Genomic DNA, 15,705 nt, shown 5'->3' with positions numbered 1-15,705 from the left:
CTAAAACAAAAAATAATAGCTTTTTAAACATAACAAAACCTTTTCATTTATATTACTACACTCATTTCTCTTGTTTGTAAAGGTTAGGCATATTCTTTTACCCTTACCTCTTTTTTGACCTTTTGAGAAGAAATAGCTGCACTGTTTAAGCGCAGTTTTATATAACCATCTACGATTTGAGTCACTTCCTCTTCTTTATCCCTTAGAAAGTGATTAGTATCGTCTATTATATGGTATTTCATGTGATCACTTTTTACTGAATTTATTAACCTTTTTGCTAATTCTGTTACATCGCTTTCTTCTGAGATTGTATCGTTACTGCTTTGTATTATAAGCCCAGAAACTGGACAGGGAGAAAGAAAAGAAAAATCGTACTTAGTTACCGGAAGAGAAAGAGCAATAAAACCCACTATCTCAGGGCGACGCATTGTTAGCTGCATAGCCACCCATGCTCCAAAAGAAAAACCAGCGATCCAAATTGGAACGTTGCTAGGATTATGTTCCTGAAGCCAATCAATAGCTACCGCAGCGTCAGTTAATTCTCCTATACCCTTATCAAAAGTTCCGGTAGATTTTCCCACACCACGAAAGTTAATTTTCAATGCAGAAAAATTGTTATCGATAAAAGACGTATATATAACATGTACAATTTTACTACCCATATTACCACCATATTGAGGGTGATGATGTAAAACCAGCACAACCGGCGCGTTGGCATCTTTGCTTTGGTGGTATTCACCTTCTATCTTTCTTGTTGCATTATTCAAAAAAACTTCTACCACGGTAACTCCTAATAAAAACCTGCTTGACAGGTATTGATGACATGAATTATTAATTATGTATTAATTTCGCTGTTTTTGCAATAAATTTTTTATCGTGTTAAAGCTAACGTACATAGTTATGGCTATAGTTGATGGTAAACTTATTTAAGTGACAGATGAGTCCATTCTCTTTAGAAAATAGTGGTTACGTATATGCTGATTACAATGCAACTGCTCCAATTAGTGAGAATGTAAAAAAAAGTATATTTGAGGTCTTGTTAAAACAAACGCTCAATCCATCATCACTACATAAAAGAGGACAAGAAGCGAGGAAGATTCTTCAGGATGCAAGAGATAACATACGTGATGCTCTTGGTGTTCCAAGTGATAAAGAAATAGTTTTTACGTCTGGTGCGACTGAAGCGAATAACCTTGTTATGAGAGGAATAGCAGGCTATCTGCATGTAATTTCAGCTATAGAGCATCCTTCAATTCTTAATTCTGCATGTAATCCATATATAATACCCGTTAATCAGGAGGGCATTGTTGACTTTTTAGAGCTAGAAAAAATTCTAAGCGAACTTAAAGGAAACAAAGCAATAGTTTCAGTTATGATGGCAAATAACGAAACCGGAGTTATTCAGCCTGTTAAGGAAATAGCTGAAATAGCACACAAATTTGGAGCAATTTGCCACACTGACACTGCTCAAAGTGTTGGAAAAATTAAAGTTAATATGGAAGATTTAGGAGTGGATTTACTCACTTTATCCGCCCATAAATTTGGCGGTATAGCAGGCAGTGGAGTTTTAATATTCAATAAAGAACTTGCGATAGAACCTATTATAATAGGTGGTGGACAAGAGAAGGGATTTCGTGGTGGTACGGAAAATATTGTTGCGATTGCAGGCCTTTCTGCTGCACTGCAAAATATTCCAGACCTTCTATTAAAAATGGATGAAGTAAAGGAGCTACGTGATCAATTAGAGTGTGAATTATTAAATCTTGCCAGTGATATAAGAATCTTCGGTAAAAACTCTAAGAGGCTGCCAAACACAAGTTTTATTTATATGCCAGGAGTAAAGAGTGATGTGCAGCTCATGCATTTTGACTTGAATCATATTGCAGTTAGTAATGGTTCTGCATGTTCTTCTGGAAAAGTTGAGCCTTCCCATGTTTTGCTTGCAATGGGGGCAACAAAAGAGCAAGCAGAGTGTTCAATTAGAATCAGTATAGGTCCAGAAACTAAACCACAAGACATAAAAAAAATAGTGGATTGTTGGTATAATATCTACAAGAAGAACACCTTGGTATAGATAATACGTGGTATCATGCAGGGAGCTATAAATTAGATGTAAAAACTTACTTGACACCCTTCGCCAGCCCCCTTATCATAACAGTGAAGCTATTTATTTATCTTCGCAATCTCTGCAGTGGATTAATGACAAAAAACTTAATGTATTTGGCGTAAATCATGCTTAATTTTTGCACTATGTGCACCTCATGTCTTTATAAAACTTCTAGGTTTCTACCTATATAAGCTGAAACGCGCTTATAAAGCGTTTAAGACAGTAAAAGACGTCAAATAGACAAGGGAGAATTTGAATACTAGCTACCCTGGGGTTTTTTTGCCTTTTTTTTCCGCTCAGTAAATTTCTTAACGTTTATAATTTAGGTTAATCGCATTTAAAAGCGGCTGAATCGTAGCGTTTAGAATAAAAAACGCCAATATTTTGAAGTACATATAAATAACTAGTCACCAACGGGGCTTCTTTTGCCTTTTTTTTCGTTTGGTAAATTTCTTAATATTTATGGCTTAGGTTAGTTACAAATTAAGAGCAATATTCACGGAAATGGTGTCATTCCAGTGCTTGACACTGGGCACTTTAGACAATGTTACAAAAATAATATCATAGAATTCAATAGGATAATTCCTGGTGTACAGTCCCAGAGTGTGATGGTATGATAAAATATGAGAAAACAATACCATCAAAGGAGGAATTATGGGACCATACACCTAGAGGCTGTATTACAAGAATTTTGGGCGAACTTAGTTATGTGTAATATATTATCGCTTCATATGTGTGATGCACAAGGGCCTTGGAACCCAGATCAAATTACTGAGTATCGTTTAAATTTTTCAGTTTTGTTTGGTGTAATGAGCAGAAACTCTATCAAGTACTTATTGCACCAAAAAACTTTCAAGCCCTTTTTAAGCATGCGTGCTAAAGTTAAAATTCGACCAGGGCAGCCACAATAAGGTAGATAAGCCCAAACGCCATCATGTTTTTAGGAGAGTTTGCTAATGGAGGCTCTTAAGTTGACGCCATTGGCTGAACGGATACCTCTTAACTTGACGCGTATGGTTTATTTAACACTCCCAACGGTTACAAATAATTCACCATTTCTTCTGGTTTCACTATCCTTTCAAACTCCTCCTCAGTGAGCAGTTGAAGTTTTGCTGCTGCTTCTTTTAGAGTGATATTTTCTTTATAAGCAAGCTTCGCTATTTTTGCTGCATTGTCATACCCTATATGCGTATTTAATATAGTGACCAACATTAACGACTGATTCAGTAAATCTTTTATCCTCTCTTCATTTGCCTTAATACCAACTACACATTTTTCTGTAAAATTTAAACTTGCATCAGCTAAAAGTCTTATAGACTGCAAAACATTGTAAATTATCACTGGCTTAAACACATTCAATTCAAAATGACCGTTTGAACCACTAATGGTCACAGCAACATGATTTCCCATAACTTGAGTGCACACCATAGTTACTGCTTCACACTGAGTTGGATTCACTTTACCTGGCATAATTGAAGAACCAGGCTCATTTTCCGGTAACATTATTTCCCCAATTCCACATCTTGGACCAGAACCAAGCAACCTTATATCATTTGCAATTTTCATTAAACTGACTGCTACTGTATTGAGTGTTCCACTGAGCTCAACTAAAGCATCGTTTGCTGCTAGCGCTTCAAATTTATTGCCTGCTGAAGTAAATGGAAGATTAGTAATTTCTGCAACTTTGCTTGAAAAACCTTCAGCAAAACCCTTTTTAGTATTGAGTCCTGTGCCAACCGCAGTGCCACCTTGTGCAAGCTCGTATATACCACTTAAAGTTAATTTTACTCTCTCTATCCCCTTTTTAATCTGGGCTGCATAGCCAGAAAACTCCTGTCCCAGTGTTAGGGGCGTTGCATCTTGTAAGTGAGTACGTCCTACTTTTATTATATTTTTAAATTCCTGAACCTTATTATCCAGCACCTTATGCAATTTTTCAAGATTTGGAATAAGCAAGCAGTTTATTTGCTCTGCTGCTGCTATATGCATTGCTGTTGGAAAGGTGTCATTTGATGACTGACCATAATTCACATGGTCGTTTGGATGTATCGGAGATTTACTACCCAAATTACCACCTAAAATCTCTATTGCGCGATTGCTGATCACTTCATTCATATTCATATTAGTCTGCGTTCCGGATCCGGTTTGCCAAACAACAAGCGGAAATTCATTATTAAATTTGCCATCTATTACTTCCCTTGCGGCTGCGCAGATTGCGTCCCCTACCTTATTATCTATGCTACCCTGCTTCATGTTAACACGTGCTGCTGCAAGTTTTACTATTGCTAATGCTTTAATCAGAGGCTCTGGCATTTTTTCTGTGCCAATCTTAAAATTTTCTAAAGAACGTTGAGTCTGCGCTCCCCAGTAATGTTCACTTGGTACTTTTACTTCCCCTAAGCTGTCTGATTCTATTCTCGTTTTTCTATCCATATTTTCCTTCTTAGCGTCATGCAAACTGGTTCACTACATAATTTTTTCATGTCTACTTCTTGGTTAATTAAATCATACTAGATCCAAGTAGTCAAGTGTGACCTTACCCAGAAAAAGTAGAGAGAAAGTTAAGACGTTTTTGGAGTAAAATAAAACGTTTTTTCAAAATATGGCAAATAGTTTATTCTCTTTGTAAAAAACATTCCAAACTTTCTCTCCACTTTTTCTGGGTAAGGTCAGTTCAGCTATAGGCAGCAGTTTTCTGTATTTACTTTAAATTGAAGAAAGCTCAAATGAAAGATCGTGTTTTGCTAAAAATCACAGAATGCAGTCTGGTTACAATTATTTATCACTAGTGCCTAAAGTGATCTCCTTTATCCTCTCATCTGCTAGTATTTTTAATTCCTCACCGTATCTATAATAATTTCGCTTTATAACGTGTAACTCATCAGCAGAAGAAGAATCTAATTTAGGGTAATATTCGTAATCGCAATTTTCTTCGATGTCCTCAATGCTTATAGATGATGCTAAAAGTGGAAATAGAATTAATAGTAAAGTTAGTAGGATTCTTGTACACCACGTCCTGGGTAGCGCGTGACCAGAGAAAAAAAGATATGGATCCAAGTAGTCAGGGCACTGGGATGACAGAAGATAGTGCAAGAAATTTCGTAAAAAGCTTTTCATACCAACTATTTAAACTCAATTGTGTTATAAATATATTAATAGCGAAAAAAGAAAAACAAGGTTTAATTTTCTTTTTTATTTGCGATTTATCTATTAATTAACCGTGAAAGGTTACGTGTAATGCTCCTTCACATAATTATCAATAATTACCTTAAATTCTTCAGAGACATTATCACCTTGTAAAGTTTTGAAATATTTGCCGTCTTTGTAGACTGCTGAAACAGGTTTTTCTCCATATCCAGGCAAGCTGATTCCCAAATTTGCGTGTTTGCTTTCTCCAGGACCATTTACTATGCATCCCATAACAGCAATGCTCATATGCTCTACACCTGGATTTTTTTTCTTCCACATCGGCATATGAGTTTTTATATAGCCATTCACCTCTTCAGTTAATATACGAAAACGATCGCTACTCGTGCGCCCACAACCAGGACATGAATTAACCTGAGGGTTAAAGTGTCGCAAGCCTATAGACTGCAATATTTCCTGACACACCACCACTTCATTAGTACGCGATTCACCAGGACGTTGAGTCAAAGAAGCCCGTATTGTATCTCCAATGCCATTTTGCAATAAATAAGTAAGCCCTGCTGCGGTATTTACCACACCTTTATTGCCCATACCAGCTTCAGTTAAACCCAAATGTAGTGCATAATTGGAAGATTTTGCAAGTGCCATATAAACTAAAATTAAATCTTGTACTTTGCTAACTTTACATGAAATGATTATTTTGTTTGAATTTAGACCAATTTCTTCAGCTTTTTTTGCACTATCAAGAGCAGACATTACAAGTGCTTTGCGCAGTATAACGTCAGAAGGCCTTGAATTACTAAGCGAAGAGTTTTCATCCATCAATTTTTGCAAAAGGTATTTATCAAGACTACCCCAATTTACTCCAATTCTAACCGGAAGATTGTGCATTATTGCATACTCTATAACCCTTTCAAACTTCTCATCACGTTTGTCGCCAAAGCCTATATTGCCTGGGTTTATCCTAATTTTACCCAGCATTTTGATGTTGTCTGGATAATCTTGAACTAATTTATCTAGCTCATACTGACCACATCCTACCAATATTTTACCGTCAAAACCTTCTTTATTTATCTCTTCTACTATATAAGGTATTGCCCTTGCTACTTCCTCTGAATTCAAGGCAATTCGCACCAATTCTGAACCTGTACGCGCTAGTTCTGTTATCTCTTTTGCATAATGTTTTGCGCTACTTTTTATATTATCAGAATCTATATGCACGCCAAGCGCCATAGATTGTACAACTATAGGATTATTTCCACCTATCTTTACTTTTCCAACTTCCACAACATGAGTTTTGTGCCTGGAAATCGGCAATAATTCATATGCATCATCATTCAATATCAGGTCTTTATCTAGCATATTATTAATGGCCAATATTGTGATACTATTTTACTGTGTCAGCTACGCTGCCAAATGAACTCGAACCATTCAAACTATAAGCATCTACGTTATCCAAATTAGCAATAGAATCATGTGAGCACGTTTTTCTTGATGGATTTTCTTTTATAGTGACATTTATAGGAGAAACTTTTTTTTCTCGTGTTGAAGTAACTTTCTTCCCTTCTTGTTGTTCACTTTCATGCTGCTCGCTTTCATACTGGGAAACTGGCTCTTGATCTATAAATACAGCACCCTTTAAACGTGCGATATTAATACCATGCTGATTTATCATAGCGCTCTCTTCATCGTCGACTATGCACGCTTCCATGTCATTTGGCTCATTATCAAGACTAGCAATTTTTTTCTCTTTTAATTTTTTGATTAGATCTTCTTTATTTATAGCTCGATCTTGTGACTTTTTTTTCTTGAGCAATTCCCTACGCTTCTCATACAGTTTATATGACTCAGCAAAATCCTCATCTGTATGAAAGTTTGCACCACCAGGGTTACCAGGAGGTATGTATCTCTTACTGAGCTTAGATTTAGCTTCAGCACTATGCACAGTAAAAAAGCTAGAAACCAAAAACATTAATATAAACAAAACTTTAGAAAAAACCCTAAGCATATGGTGCTATAGTAAATATCGTGTTTTAAAAGATAGCAATTAACAAACTTTAAGTAAACCAGAATCTTTACTAACTTTACAATACAAATATTTTTCTAAAAAGTGATATACTTACTATCAAAAACCTACATAGGCTAAGAGAAGAGTAAGGTGCTACAAGTTGCGTAACACCTTCTCAAGAAGAGTGTTATGCAACTTAGTCTGGCATTTGCATATGCTTCTTTTCATTGCCATCGATAGCATCTACATTATTAAGTTTTGCGTCTGGTGTATCTTTAGACAAGTTCTTTTCTTTCTCCCTTTCACACTTAACTCCCTGATAGATACAGAATGCAACAAAAGAAGTTATCGCTATTGCGGCAACAGCACTGACTATGGCACAAATTAGTAGTGTTTTTTCTTGATCTGCTACTGCTTCTGTGAGTGTTTCCACTTTTTCTTCTAAACCTGTGAAGTTTTCTTGCAAGCCTGTAAACTTTTCTTGCAAACCATTGAATTTATCTGATAGATCTGTTGACAAACCGTCAAATTTACCTGACAACTCTGTAAATCTTTCTGATAAACCACCGAATTTATCTGACAGTTCTGTTACTTGTTCTGGCAAACCTTTGAAGTTTCCTAATAGCTTCTCTAGTTCTTCTACTTGTTCCTGCAATTTTGTTATGTCTGTTATGTCATTGCCAGACAAACTATACCAAGCATTACTCAAAATATTTGACATTTTTACCCCCTAATTAATTAATATATTACTATTGTACGTTCTCAGTACTTAAATTAGTATTAAATCAATTGTCATTATGTATTGATCTTTTAATAATTTTGTTTTACTTGCTTTTTGAAAGTGCAAAAACTTAAGTTAATGTATTACAAGGTTGCTATTCAACCAATATCTCTCTCTTTCCTGAGTAATTTGGAGAGCTGACAATTCCTTCTTTTTCCATTCTTTCAACAATATTTGCAGCTCTGTTATAGCCTATTCTAAGTTGTCGCTGAATGTAACTGGTTGAAACTTTTTGATCTCTTTGAATGATGGCCACTGCTTGATTGTAGAGGTCGTTTTCTTCATCCTCTGTTTCACCTTCTGATTCCACAGAAGAATTTTCATCTTCTTTGGTGATTTCCTCCATATAATTTGGCTCACCTTGCATTTTTAGATGATCAACTATATCTTGCACCTCATTATCACTTACAAATGGGCCGTGAACTCGAATGATCTTACCACCAGAGGCCATATAGAGCATATCACCCATACCGAGCAATTGTTCAGCTCCTTGTTCGCCAAGTATTGTACGGCTATCTATCTTAGAAGTAACAGCAAAACTGATTCTCGTTGGAAAGTTCGCCTTTATCACACCTGTGATCACATCCACAGATGGGCGTTGTGTTGCCATTATGATGTGTATTCCTGCAGCACGAGCCATCTGAGCTAAACGTTGAATAGAGCACTCTATCTCTTTGCCAGCAACAAGCATCAAATCTGCCATTTCATCCACGATCACTACAATATACGGAAATGTCTCCATCTTGATTGGTATTTTTTCAAACAAAGGTTTGCCTGTTGTTGAGTTAAAGCCAATCTGCACAACGCGCTCCAATTCTATTCCACTATTCATCGCTTCTGTGATTTTTTGGTTATAGTTTATTACATTGCGTACATTTAAATACGACATCATGCGATAGCGATTTTCCATTTCTTTCACTATCCACTTAAGAGCGATAACAGCCTTTTTTGGCTCTGTTACTACTGGCGCCATTAGGTGCGGTATTGCATCATATATTGAAAGCTCAAGCATTTTTGGGTCGATCATTATCATCTTACATTCATCAGGACTTAATCGATAAACGAGCGAAAGAATCATAGTGTTAATCGCAACTGATTTACCCGACCCTGTGGTTCCAGCAACGAGCAAGTGGGGCATTTTAGTCAGATCTGCAATAACTGGTTTTCCACTTATTTCTTTGCCAAGGGCAATTGGGAGATTTAAGTTTGCATTCTGGTATTCTGGTGATTCAAGCAAATCACGCAGCATTACAATTTCTCGTTCCTTGTTCGGCAACTCTATTCCCATAGCATTTTGCCCACGAATTATTGAAATACGTGCAGAGAGTGCACTCATCGAACGTGCAATGTCATCTGCAAGGCCAATTACTCTTGCAGATTTCGTACCAGCTTGTGGTTCAAGTTTGTATAAAGTCACAACCGGCCCATAGCATACACTGATAATTTTTCCTTGCACGCCAAAATCACTCAGGACTTGTTCCAGCAGAGATAAATTTTTATTGCTCTCCATTTCATTCAGCTGCTTTCTCTGCAAAGACTCCTCTGCTTTAGAAAGTAAATGAATGCTTGGAAACTCGAACTCACTGGAAGGTTTAAAAATTTCTTCGGTAGCTTTTTTCTGTCTTTCTTTTGGTTGTTGTTTAGTAGTGATTTTAGTTCTATGTTTTTCTTCTACTACTAATGGTGCAACTGAATATTCAGCAGTTTTATGTGATCTGAAGAATGGAACATTTACAAATAAGCAAGCTATTTTTTTACATAAGAAGAATAGAGAGTAAATTGCTCTCTTCCAACCAACCGATCCTACAAGACCTATTGATGTTACTATCACAAATACATAAAATGGGCAGTTATTAACGAGTGCATTCCCTATTATTCCACTGTGTCTGTACCTTGCAGTGATGCCTAGCGAAAGTTGTGGTAATATAGCACATACCCCTAAATTGATTAATATTAAATAGAGAATTTTCAGCAGTATTTTTGCTGGCCTGAAGATCAGCAAGTAAACTATGGTTGTAGCTATTGTAACACTAGTTAATCCAAGAAATTGAACCAATATATCAGCTAAATATGAACCTACTATTCCACCTAAATTTGTCACTTCCTTATTTGTAGCCGTGTTTAAGGAAGGATCTTTATAGTTGTAGCTAAAAACTGATATATATACATATATTAAAAGGGATAGATATATTGCTGATTTTAGATATTTTTTTAACATCTACCTAAAGTAGTAAGCTACTGTATATTTTACAAAGTGAATTGTTATTAGCAATATCATTATAGATAAATCTAATCCATTGAACGGTGGTATATATCTTCTAATAATCTTTAGTGGTGGATATGTCAATTGGTTCAAGATGTGCATTATGCTACTGACAGTTTCATTATATATGTTCACCATATTAAGTTTAACCAGCCAGTTTAAGACAACCCAACATATTAGAATGAAGCTATAAAGATCAAGTAACGTGTTGAGTAGATATATAATTGGATGCATGCATATCTATTACACGAAAGTTATAATAAAGACAAGTATTTAGCCTTTTCAAACTCAAAATGTTGTTTTTGCTGAACCAAAAAAAACTTCATTTTTTGAGCTGCACCTAAGGTAGGAGGAAGGAGGGCTGTATAAAATATATTTAATGTTTCAGTAGGTCCAATATTGCCTGCTTGTAAATATTGTCCCTGTGTCCTATTGAAACAATAATTACTATACGTTTTGCAGTATTTACACGATAGACAATACGGTAATCATCAGCAACTTTTATTCTTCTATGTCCCTTTAATCTCTTGCGTAGCAACACACCGTTACCAATAGGATCAATCTCAAGATACTTTTTTATTGCGTCTTTAATACTTGGCTTTACATCTTTCGGCAAGAAAGGCAAATTTCTTTTAAGAACATGCTTTAGATATTTAATGGTGTATCGCTTATTTCCAGATGTCTTCACTATCCTCTACTTCTTCTGCATCATCAGCATTTAACTCCCTAATAATTTTGGAAAATGCAATATCTTCCGCTTCAAGTTCGATTGCTTCCTTGACTAGCTTTTCTGTTAATTTTTGAACAGACTGCTTAGTGGCTCTAGCTAGTTCAACAAGATGCTGCGAAGTTTTTGGGTCAAAAGTTACACTAATTCCTGAATCTGCCATAAGTTTTACCGAAGCCTACTACCACAACTATTTTACAACATTTTTCTGAATTTTTCAATAAAGAAAGTTGATGATATGTAAGAAAAATTTTGCCACCTGCGTTAATAAACAATTAAAGATTTAGCATATTTGTCTACGATAGTATTCCTCTATTCTATTACTTAAGTTAGACCACTTTTTTCTATTAATATTTTTTGTTTACAAAGATGAGCAATTACTCATCACGCAGTTGATCTATGGATATAATACTACCGTTTGATAATTTTTCAGTACATTTTTCACTTTTGTATTCTTTATCAGAATCGATACTGATTTTGTCAAATATTAAAACATCTCCTGAAATTTTATCACGAAACTCACTAATAGCAAAAAACGGTATAGTAATTCGCTCTTGTTTTCCTTGAAAACTCAAACTGACGCTAAATTTATCCTCAGAAACTTTTAAATCATAGAATTGATGCTGTAATATAATAAGCATTTGAGTGGGGTATGACTTTTTCAAATGATCTGGCATGGTTACACCATTAAAATATGTGAAAAATAATATTTCTAAATGAGGGATAAAACCATTACCTGATATAACATCTAAAGTCTTTTTGATAACTTGAAACTTAGCAGAATTAAGCAATTTTTTGTAATCTGTTTGCTCCATATAACTTTCACATACATAAATTTTTGGGGAACTTCTTTTACCCGGCGTTCCCTGAACCGTGCTTATAGCAATGAAGTTATAGTGCTTAAATTAAGCAGCTATTGCAACATTGTCTTCAGCAGCAAAATTATCGTTTGCATTTAAATTATGAACTCTTAGCGGTGGTGTCTAACCGAGCAAAACTACCATCTTTACTATGCATGTCGATCCTTATTCGCCCCCATATAAATTAAAAATATGGTGGAGGCGCCGAGTACTGCCCTCGGGTCCAATACACCTATTACAGGGTGATTTTATTGCTATAGTACACAAAATGTACATAGCTATTATATAGCAACATTAAATAAATGTCAAGATATTATGACCTTAAGTTGATTTATTGCTAAGACAAAATTAAGATTTCCAGTAAAAAATTCTGTGACCTTACCCAGAAAAAGTGGAGAGAAAGTTAAGAAAATTTTTTACAAAAAGAATAATGAATCACAATGTTCAGGAATGCAATAATTAATAGCAGAATGCCTACGCTGTTTTTTGTAAAAATTTCTATGTATTCAAATATAGCAGTTCTAGCTTGTTGAACAGAGTGCTTAGGTCCAAAGTGTGATGGTATGATACATAAGAAATTGCCATCGAAGGAGGAATTATGGTTACACCTTTACAACTTTGTTATATTACGCAAAAAGACTCAAAACTCTCAAAACCTTATGAATTTATATGTAACCAGTGGACACAAGCATCCTGAATTATTTATACTAAATCCATACCATCACACTTTGGACCTAGTTCCTTATTCATTCTCACAATCCGTGAACGGTTACAAATACTGGAGTTTACCCTTTTTCTTGTTATTTTTTTAATCTATAGTTAGCATTCAAAACCATATTCGAAAAGTATCTCATATATTTCCAGATTTTTTCAATGCTGTTTATTTCATCCTCAACATTGTCTCTACCTTTATGAACTAAGTTACAATTTAGCAGCATTAAAAATTATAATGTATTCCTACCTCCAGAGTTGCATCTGGTATTTGTAATGCTTTTATACCACTTAGTTGCCCGCCTGCAGCAATACCAACTGCACCAACTATCTGTGGAGCAATTTCATAATCAACACCGACCTTCAGTTTATAGGAAATAGAACCCAGTATTTTATCTACTACAGATGCCTCCTCTGCAGCAGCTCCAGTAACCTCACCTGCACTCGAAGTAGTGGTAGCTCCTGGATCTTGAGGTTTTGAATCTTTGCTTTTACCACCTTCACCAAAGCCAAAAGGTATTACTTGTAAGTATCCTCCTAAACCTCCACTGACATATAGTTTAACGGGATCAATATCAAGGTCAGGGTAATAACGATAATTTGCCAATAAGCTAGCCCCTATTTTCCTTGTATCCTTATTAGCAATATCACTCATGTTAGCAAGAACCTCAAGTTCAAACTTAGAGTTTTTGTCATGATGATAACCAAAAACAACGCTAGGTTTCATTACAAAGCCACCACCCCATCCAGCACCAAAGTTTAAACCTGCATAGTACTGATCTTCTGACTTGCTTGCACTATTATTAGCTGCACCTGCTAGAGATGAAGTAAGCAACACAGCCAAAACGCATAATCTCTTCATTTTCATATAACTCCTCATACAAAAAAATATATAATGCATAAGTATATATCCTTTATATTAAAAAAGATATAACCGCATGTCAAAAAAAGTATACCTACAAAGTAAAGGATGTGCTACTCGGATGTATCCGTTCAGCAGAATGGCAAAATAGGTAGACAAGCTAACGTATTTGTTAAGTTATGTGTAAACAGGAGGTTATGAGAAACTTGTAATAAAGTTGTATAACATAGCTGTTCATAGAGCTCACCCAAATCGGGCATATGCATTTGCAAAAGCCTGCAATCACTTTGCAAAAACCGATAAATTAGATGCAAAACTGTTGGAAAAATATGCTGAATTCATCGCAAAAAACGATGGGGTAAAAGACTTACTATTACCCACAAATAAAAACATAGTATTGTATTTACTCAAATAATTTAATTTTATTAACCTGAAAGCTTATTGGATTAAAATTATTAAACTAAGAGTTATAATTTTAGCAACTAAAAGCTGTAAATTGCACCATATAAACAGTTATTTCAAGCAAAAGTTATGCCATTAAGAGCTATGCAACAAACATTTATATTTGTGGGTAATAGTAAGATCTAAATCCGATAGAGCATTGTTGGCACACCATCAAAAGTCGCCTCAGACCTCTAATGCATCAATGTACAGACTTACACCTTTTAGTTGGTAATACCATTTTAGACGTTTATCATTCGTTTTAGAAAATACTATAGAATCCAGAAAAAAAACATGCCTAGACGAGCTATTTGAATGACATTAGTTGTTAGTTATGCAGCTAACAGCTTCACTATTACAACATTTGTTTACTGTTATGTCTGTAAGATACCCTACTATACCACCTAATGCTGCACCTGCAATTCCTAATAATACAGCAGTTGCAACTACTCCAATAGCAACAATCTCAGGTATAATTCCTATTGCAGCTAGTGTGGCTCCTACAGCACCAAATAATAATGCTAAGCCTATAACTCTTGGGGAAATTCCTGAAGCTTGTTTTTGTGGAGAATGATGATTCTTATTATCTGTTATAGGTGGCTGAGCACTTTGCTTTTCCACTGTATGTAAGTTATTGTTAGTTGCTTTTTCTTTGTGTTCATTAAATAATTTTACAAGCTTACTTTTCTTTTTAAAGTCGGCCCAACATGATGCACTGGCGTTTGACTCCCCCTTTTCTTCTTGACCACAAAATTTAGGGTCAGCGTCTGCCTTCAATAGTAATTTTGCAATTTCAATATCATGATCAGTTTCCACACTATCACTGTAAGCAATACATTGTAACATCTTACTTTTTTACCTATTAGATGCATACGGTAAAAGCATTTCTACTGTACTCTGACTATATTTTGTAATATTGCCGATAATTAACTTTTCTTCTACAGAACCTACACCAATTTCAGCACCGTGTTCAAACAGTACCTTAACAACATCATTTTTGCTTTTTTCTAGAGCATAATACAGCGGTGTAAATTCAGATACACTACATGTATTAGGATCTGCTCCATGCTTTAGAAGCATACTTATGACATCAAGATTACCTAGATCACATGCAATATATAAAGGGGTGCCAATACCTTCCATCAAAATATTAACATCTATTGCGTTAAGTTGTGAGCATAGCTCGACACTGCTATTATGAGCTGATATTGAATTGTTAGCGCTATACTTTGATAAAACTTCTTCAAGTAGCTCTATCCAACCTGATTCAAAATTGCTGCAGGAATTTTTTACAATGTAGTGCAATATTGACTCCCCAGTCCATGAATCAAAAGGTCTGGTTTGTGAATTGATATTTTTGACTTTTTCTAACAAAATTTTTGTCTTGGCTAGATCTTTATCATCAAGAGCCTTAAATAAATCAACCTCTTCTTCACTTAGATGTGAGCCGTAGCGCTCTCTAAGAAATTCTTTTGCCCAGTTTTCAAAATATTCAGCCAAGTTGTCAATCCAATCATCATTAGGCTGTTTGCTAATGAATTCTTCAGTCATCTCGCCTATTGATATTTTATATGCTACTGATATTTCTTTAAACTTTTCTGTTGCTGTCTTTTGCTCTTCTTGGCTTTTATCTGACCATTTGTCGGGATGCCATTTCAATGCAAGCTTGCAATATGCCTTCCTAATCTCTTTTGTGCTTGCACTCTCTGACAATCCTAATACTTTGAATGCCTCTTTACGTATTTTTGGAATCATACTCACTCCCCCAATCAAATTAATTTAGTATAATACTATACCA

16 protein-coding genes, 1 other RNA gene and 2 pseudogenes are annotated in these 15,705 nt (G+C 35.3%); 4 read left to right on the top strand and 15 right to left on the bottom strand.

Translation table 11 applies throughout. From position 1 onward, the window contains the following. Positions 1-83: 83 nt before the first annotated feature. Entirely contained in the window at positions 84-782 is a 699-nt protein-coding gene (locus ABWU38_RS00330; RefSeq protein WP_353272281.1) for an alpha/beta hydrolase, read from the bottom strand. Positions 783-937: 155 nt separating this feature from the next. Here ABWU38_RS00330 and ABWU38_RS00325 point away from each other — a divergent pair, with 155 nt between their 5' ends. Then, a complete protein-coding gene (locus ABWU38_RS00325) occupies positions 938-2,074 on the top strand; it encodes a cysteine desulfurase family protein (protein WP_353272280.1) in 1,137 nt (378 codons plus the stop codon). A 698-nt stretch (positions 2,075-2,772) separates the two neighbouring features. After that, a pseudogene (locus tag ABWU38_RS00320) lies at positions 2,773-3,064 on the top strand (IS4 family transposase); the annotation flags it as partial. Positions 3,065-3,145: 81 nt separating this feature from the next. Here ABWU38_RS00320 and fumC read toward each other — a convergent pair. The 11 genes from fumC to ssrA all read right to left on the bottom strand — a co-directional run bounded on the left by fumC (position 3,146) and on the right by ssrA (position 12,206). Next, on the bottom strand, positions 3,146-4,540 hold the full coding sequence (gene fumC, locus ABWU38_RS00315; protein WP_253309912.1) for a class II fumarate hydratase: 1,395 nt from the start codon (positions 4,538-4,540) through the stop codon (positions 3,146-3,148). A gap of 342 nt (positions 4,541-4,882) precedes the next feature. Beyond that, positions 4,883-5,224, bottom strand: coding sequence for a hypothetical protein (locus ABWU38_RS00310; protein WP_264687880.1), 342 nt, complete (start codon positions 5,222-5,224; stop codon positions 4,883-4,885). Between the two features lie 111 nt (positions 5,225-5,335). Then, a complete protein-coding gene (ispG, locus tag ABWU38_RS00305; RefSeq protein ID WP_264687879.1) occupies positions 5,336-6,616 on the bottom strand; it encodes a flavodoxin-dependent (E)-4-hydroxy-3-methylbut-2-enyl-diphosphate synthase in 1,281 nt (426 codons plus the stop codon). Between the two features lie 25 nt (positions 6,617-6,641). Continuing rightward, positions 6,642-7,262: a TRP75-related protein gene (locus tag ABWU38_RS00300; RefSeq protein ID WP_253309909.1), complete on the bottom strand. Its 621-nt coding sequence runs from the start codon at positions 7,260-7,262 to the stop codon at positions 6,642-6,644. A 196-nt stretch (positions 7,263-7,458) separates the two neighbouring features. Then, complete coding sequence (locus ABWU38_RS00295; RefSeq protein WP_253309908.1) at positions 7,459-7,983, bottom strand: GAS domain-containing protein; 525 nt, start codon at positions 7,981-7,983, stop codon at positions 7,459-7,461. A 154-nt stretch (positions 7,984-8,137) separates the two neighbouring features. Beyond that, positions 8,138-10,261: an FtsK/SpoIIIE family DNA translocase gene (locus tag ABWU38_RS00290; RefSeq protein ID WP_253309907.1), complete on the bottom strand. Its 2,124-nt coding sequence runs from the start codon at positions 10,259-10,261 to the stop codon at positions 8,138-8,140. Next, positions 10,262-10,540 carry a YggT family protein gene (locus ABWU38_RS00285; protein ID WP_006279515.1) on the bottom strand — a complete coding sequence of 93 codons (279 nt, stop codon included), beginning with the start codon at positions 10,538-10,540 and terminating at the stop codon, positions 10,262-10,264. Positions 10,541-10,682: 142 nt separating this feature from the next. After that, positions 10,683-10,994 carry a type II toxin-antitoxin system RelE family toxin gene (locus tag ABWU38_RS00280; protein WP_264687877.1) on the bottom strand — a complete coding sequence of 104 codons (312 nt, stop codon included), beginning with the start codon at positions 10,992-10,994 and terminating at the stop codon, positions 10,683-10,685. Next, positions 10,975-11,196, bottom strand: coding sequence for a hypothetical protein (locus ABWU38_RS00275; RefSeq protein WP_353272279.1), 222 nt, complete (start codon positions 11,194-11,196; stop codon positions 10,975-10,977). Before ABWU38_RS00275 ends, ABWU38_RS00280 begins: the two co-directional genes overlap by 20 nt. 214 nt (positions 11,197-11,410) lie before the next feature. Further along, on the bottom strand, positions 11,411-11,848 hold the full coding sequence (locus tag ABWU38_RS00270; RefSeq protein ID WP_265016675.1) for a ClpXP protease specificity-enhancing factor SspB: 438 nt from the start codon (positions 11,846-11,848) through the stop codon (positions 11,411-11,413). A 22-nt stretch (positions 11,849-11,870) separates the two neighbouring features. Beyond that, positions 11,871-12,206, bottom strand: a transfer-messenger RNA (tmRNA) gene (ssrA, locus tag ABWU38_RS00265). Positions 12,207-12,517: 311 nt separating this feature from the next. Between ssrA and ABWU38_RS08380 the strand changes: the two are divergent. Further along, positions 12,518-12,705: pseudogene (locus ABWU38_RS08380) on the top strand (hypothetical protein); the annotation flags it as partial. A 125-nt stretch (positions 12,706-12,830) separates the two neighbouring features. On the opposite strand, the gene ABWU38_RS00260 reads toward ABWU38_RS08380, so the two are convergent. Next, positions 12,831-13,472, bottom strand: a complete 642-nt coding sequence (locus ABWU38_RS00260; protein ID WP_353272278.1) for a hypothetical protein — start codon at positions 13,470-13,472, stop codon at positions 12,831-12,833. A gap of 211 nt (positions 13,473-13,683) precedes the next feature. Here ABWU38_RS00260 and ABWU38_RS00255 point away from each other — a divergent pair, with 211 nt between their 5' ends. Then, the gene (locus ABWU38_RS00255) at positions 13,684-13,881 is read left to right on the top strand and encodes a hypothetical protein (RefSeq protein WP_253309883.1); all 198 of its coding nucleotides are present in this window, start codon (positions 13,684-13,686) and stop codon (positions 13,879-13,881) included. A gap of 347 nt (positions 13,882-14,228) precedes the next feature. Here the strand turns inward: ABWU38_RS00255 and ABWU38_RS00250 are convergent, their stop codons facing one another. Together ABWU38_RS00250 and ABWU38_RS00245 are read right to left on the bottom strand one after the other, a co-directional pair. Further along, positions 14,229-14,753 (bottom strand): hypothetical protein, encoded by a 525-nt coding sequence (locus ABWU38_RS00250; RefSeq protein ID WP_353272277.1) that lies wholly within the window; start codon positions 14,751-14,753, stop codon positions 14,229-14,231. Positions 14,754-14,762: 9 nt separating this feature from the next. Continuing rightward, positions 14,763-15,662: a DnaJ domain-containing protein gene (locus ABWU38_RS00245; RefSeq protein ID WP_353272276.1), complete on the bottom strand. Its 900-nt coding sequence runs from the start codon at positions 15,660-15,662 to the stop codon at positions 14,763-14,765. Between the last annotated feature and the right edge of the window lie 43 nt (positions 15,663-15,705).

This window comes from Wolbachia endosymbiont (group A) of Urophora cardui (genome assembly GCF_964028435.1).
Classification (GTDB): Bacteria; Pseudomonadota; Alphaproteobacteria; order Rickettsiales; family Anaplasmataceae; genus Wolbachia.
The sequence above is the reverse complement of the archived record's forward strand: the minus strand, read 5'-3'. Positions and strand labels throughout refer to the sequence as shown.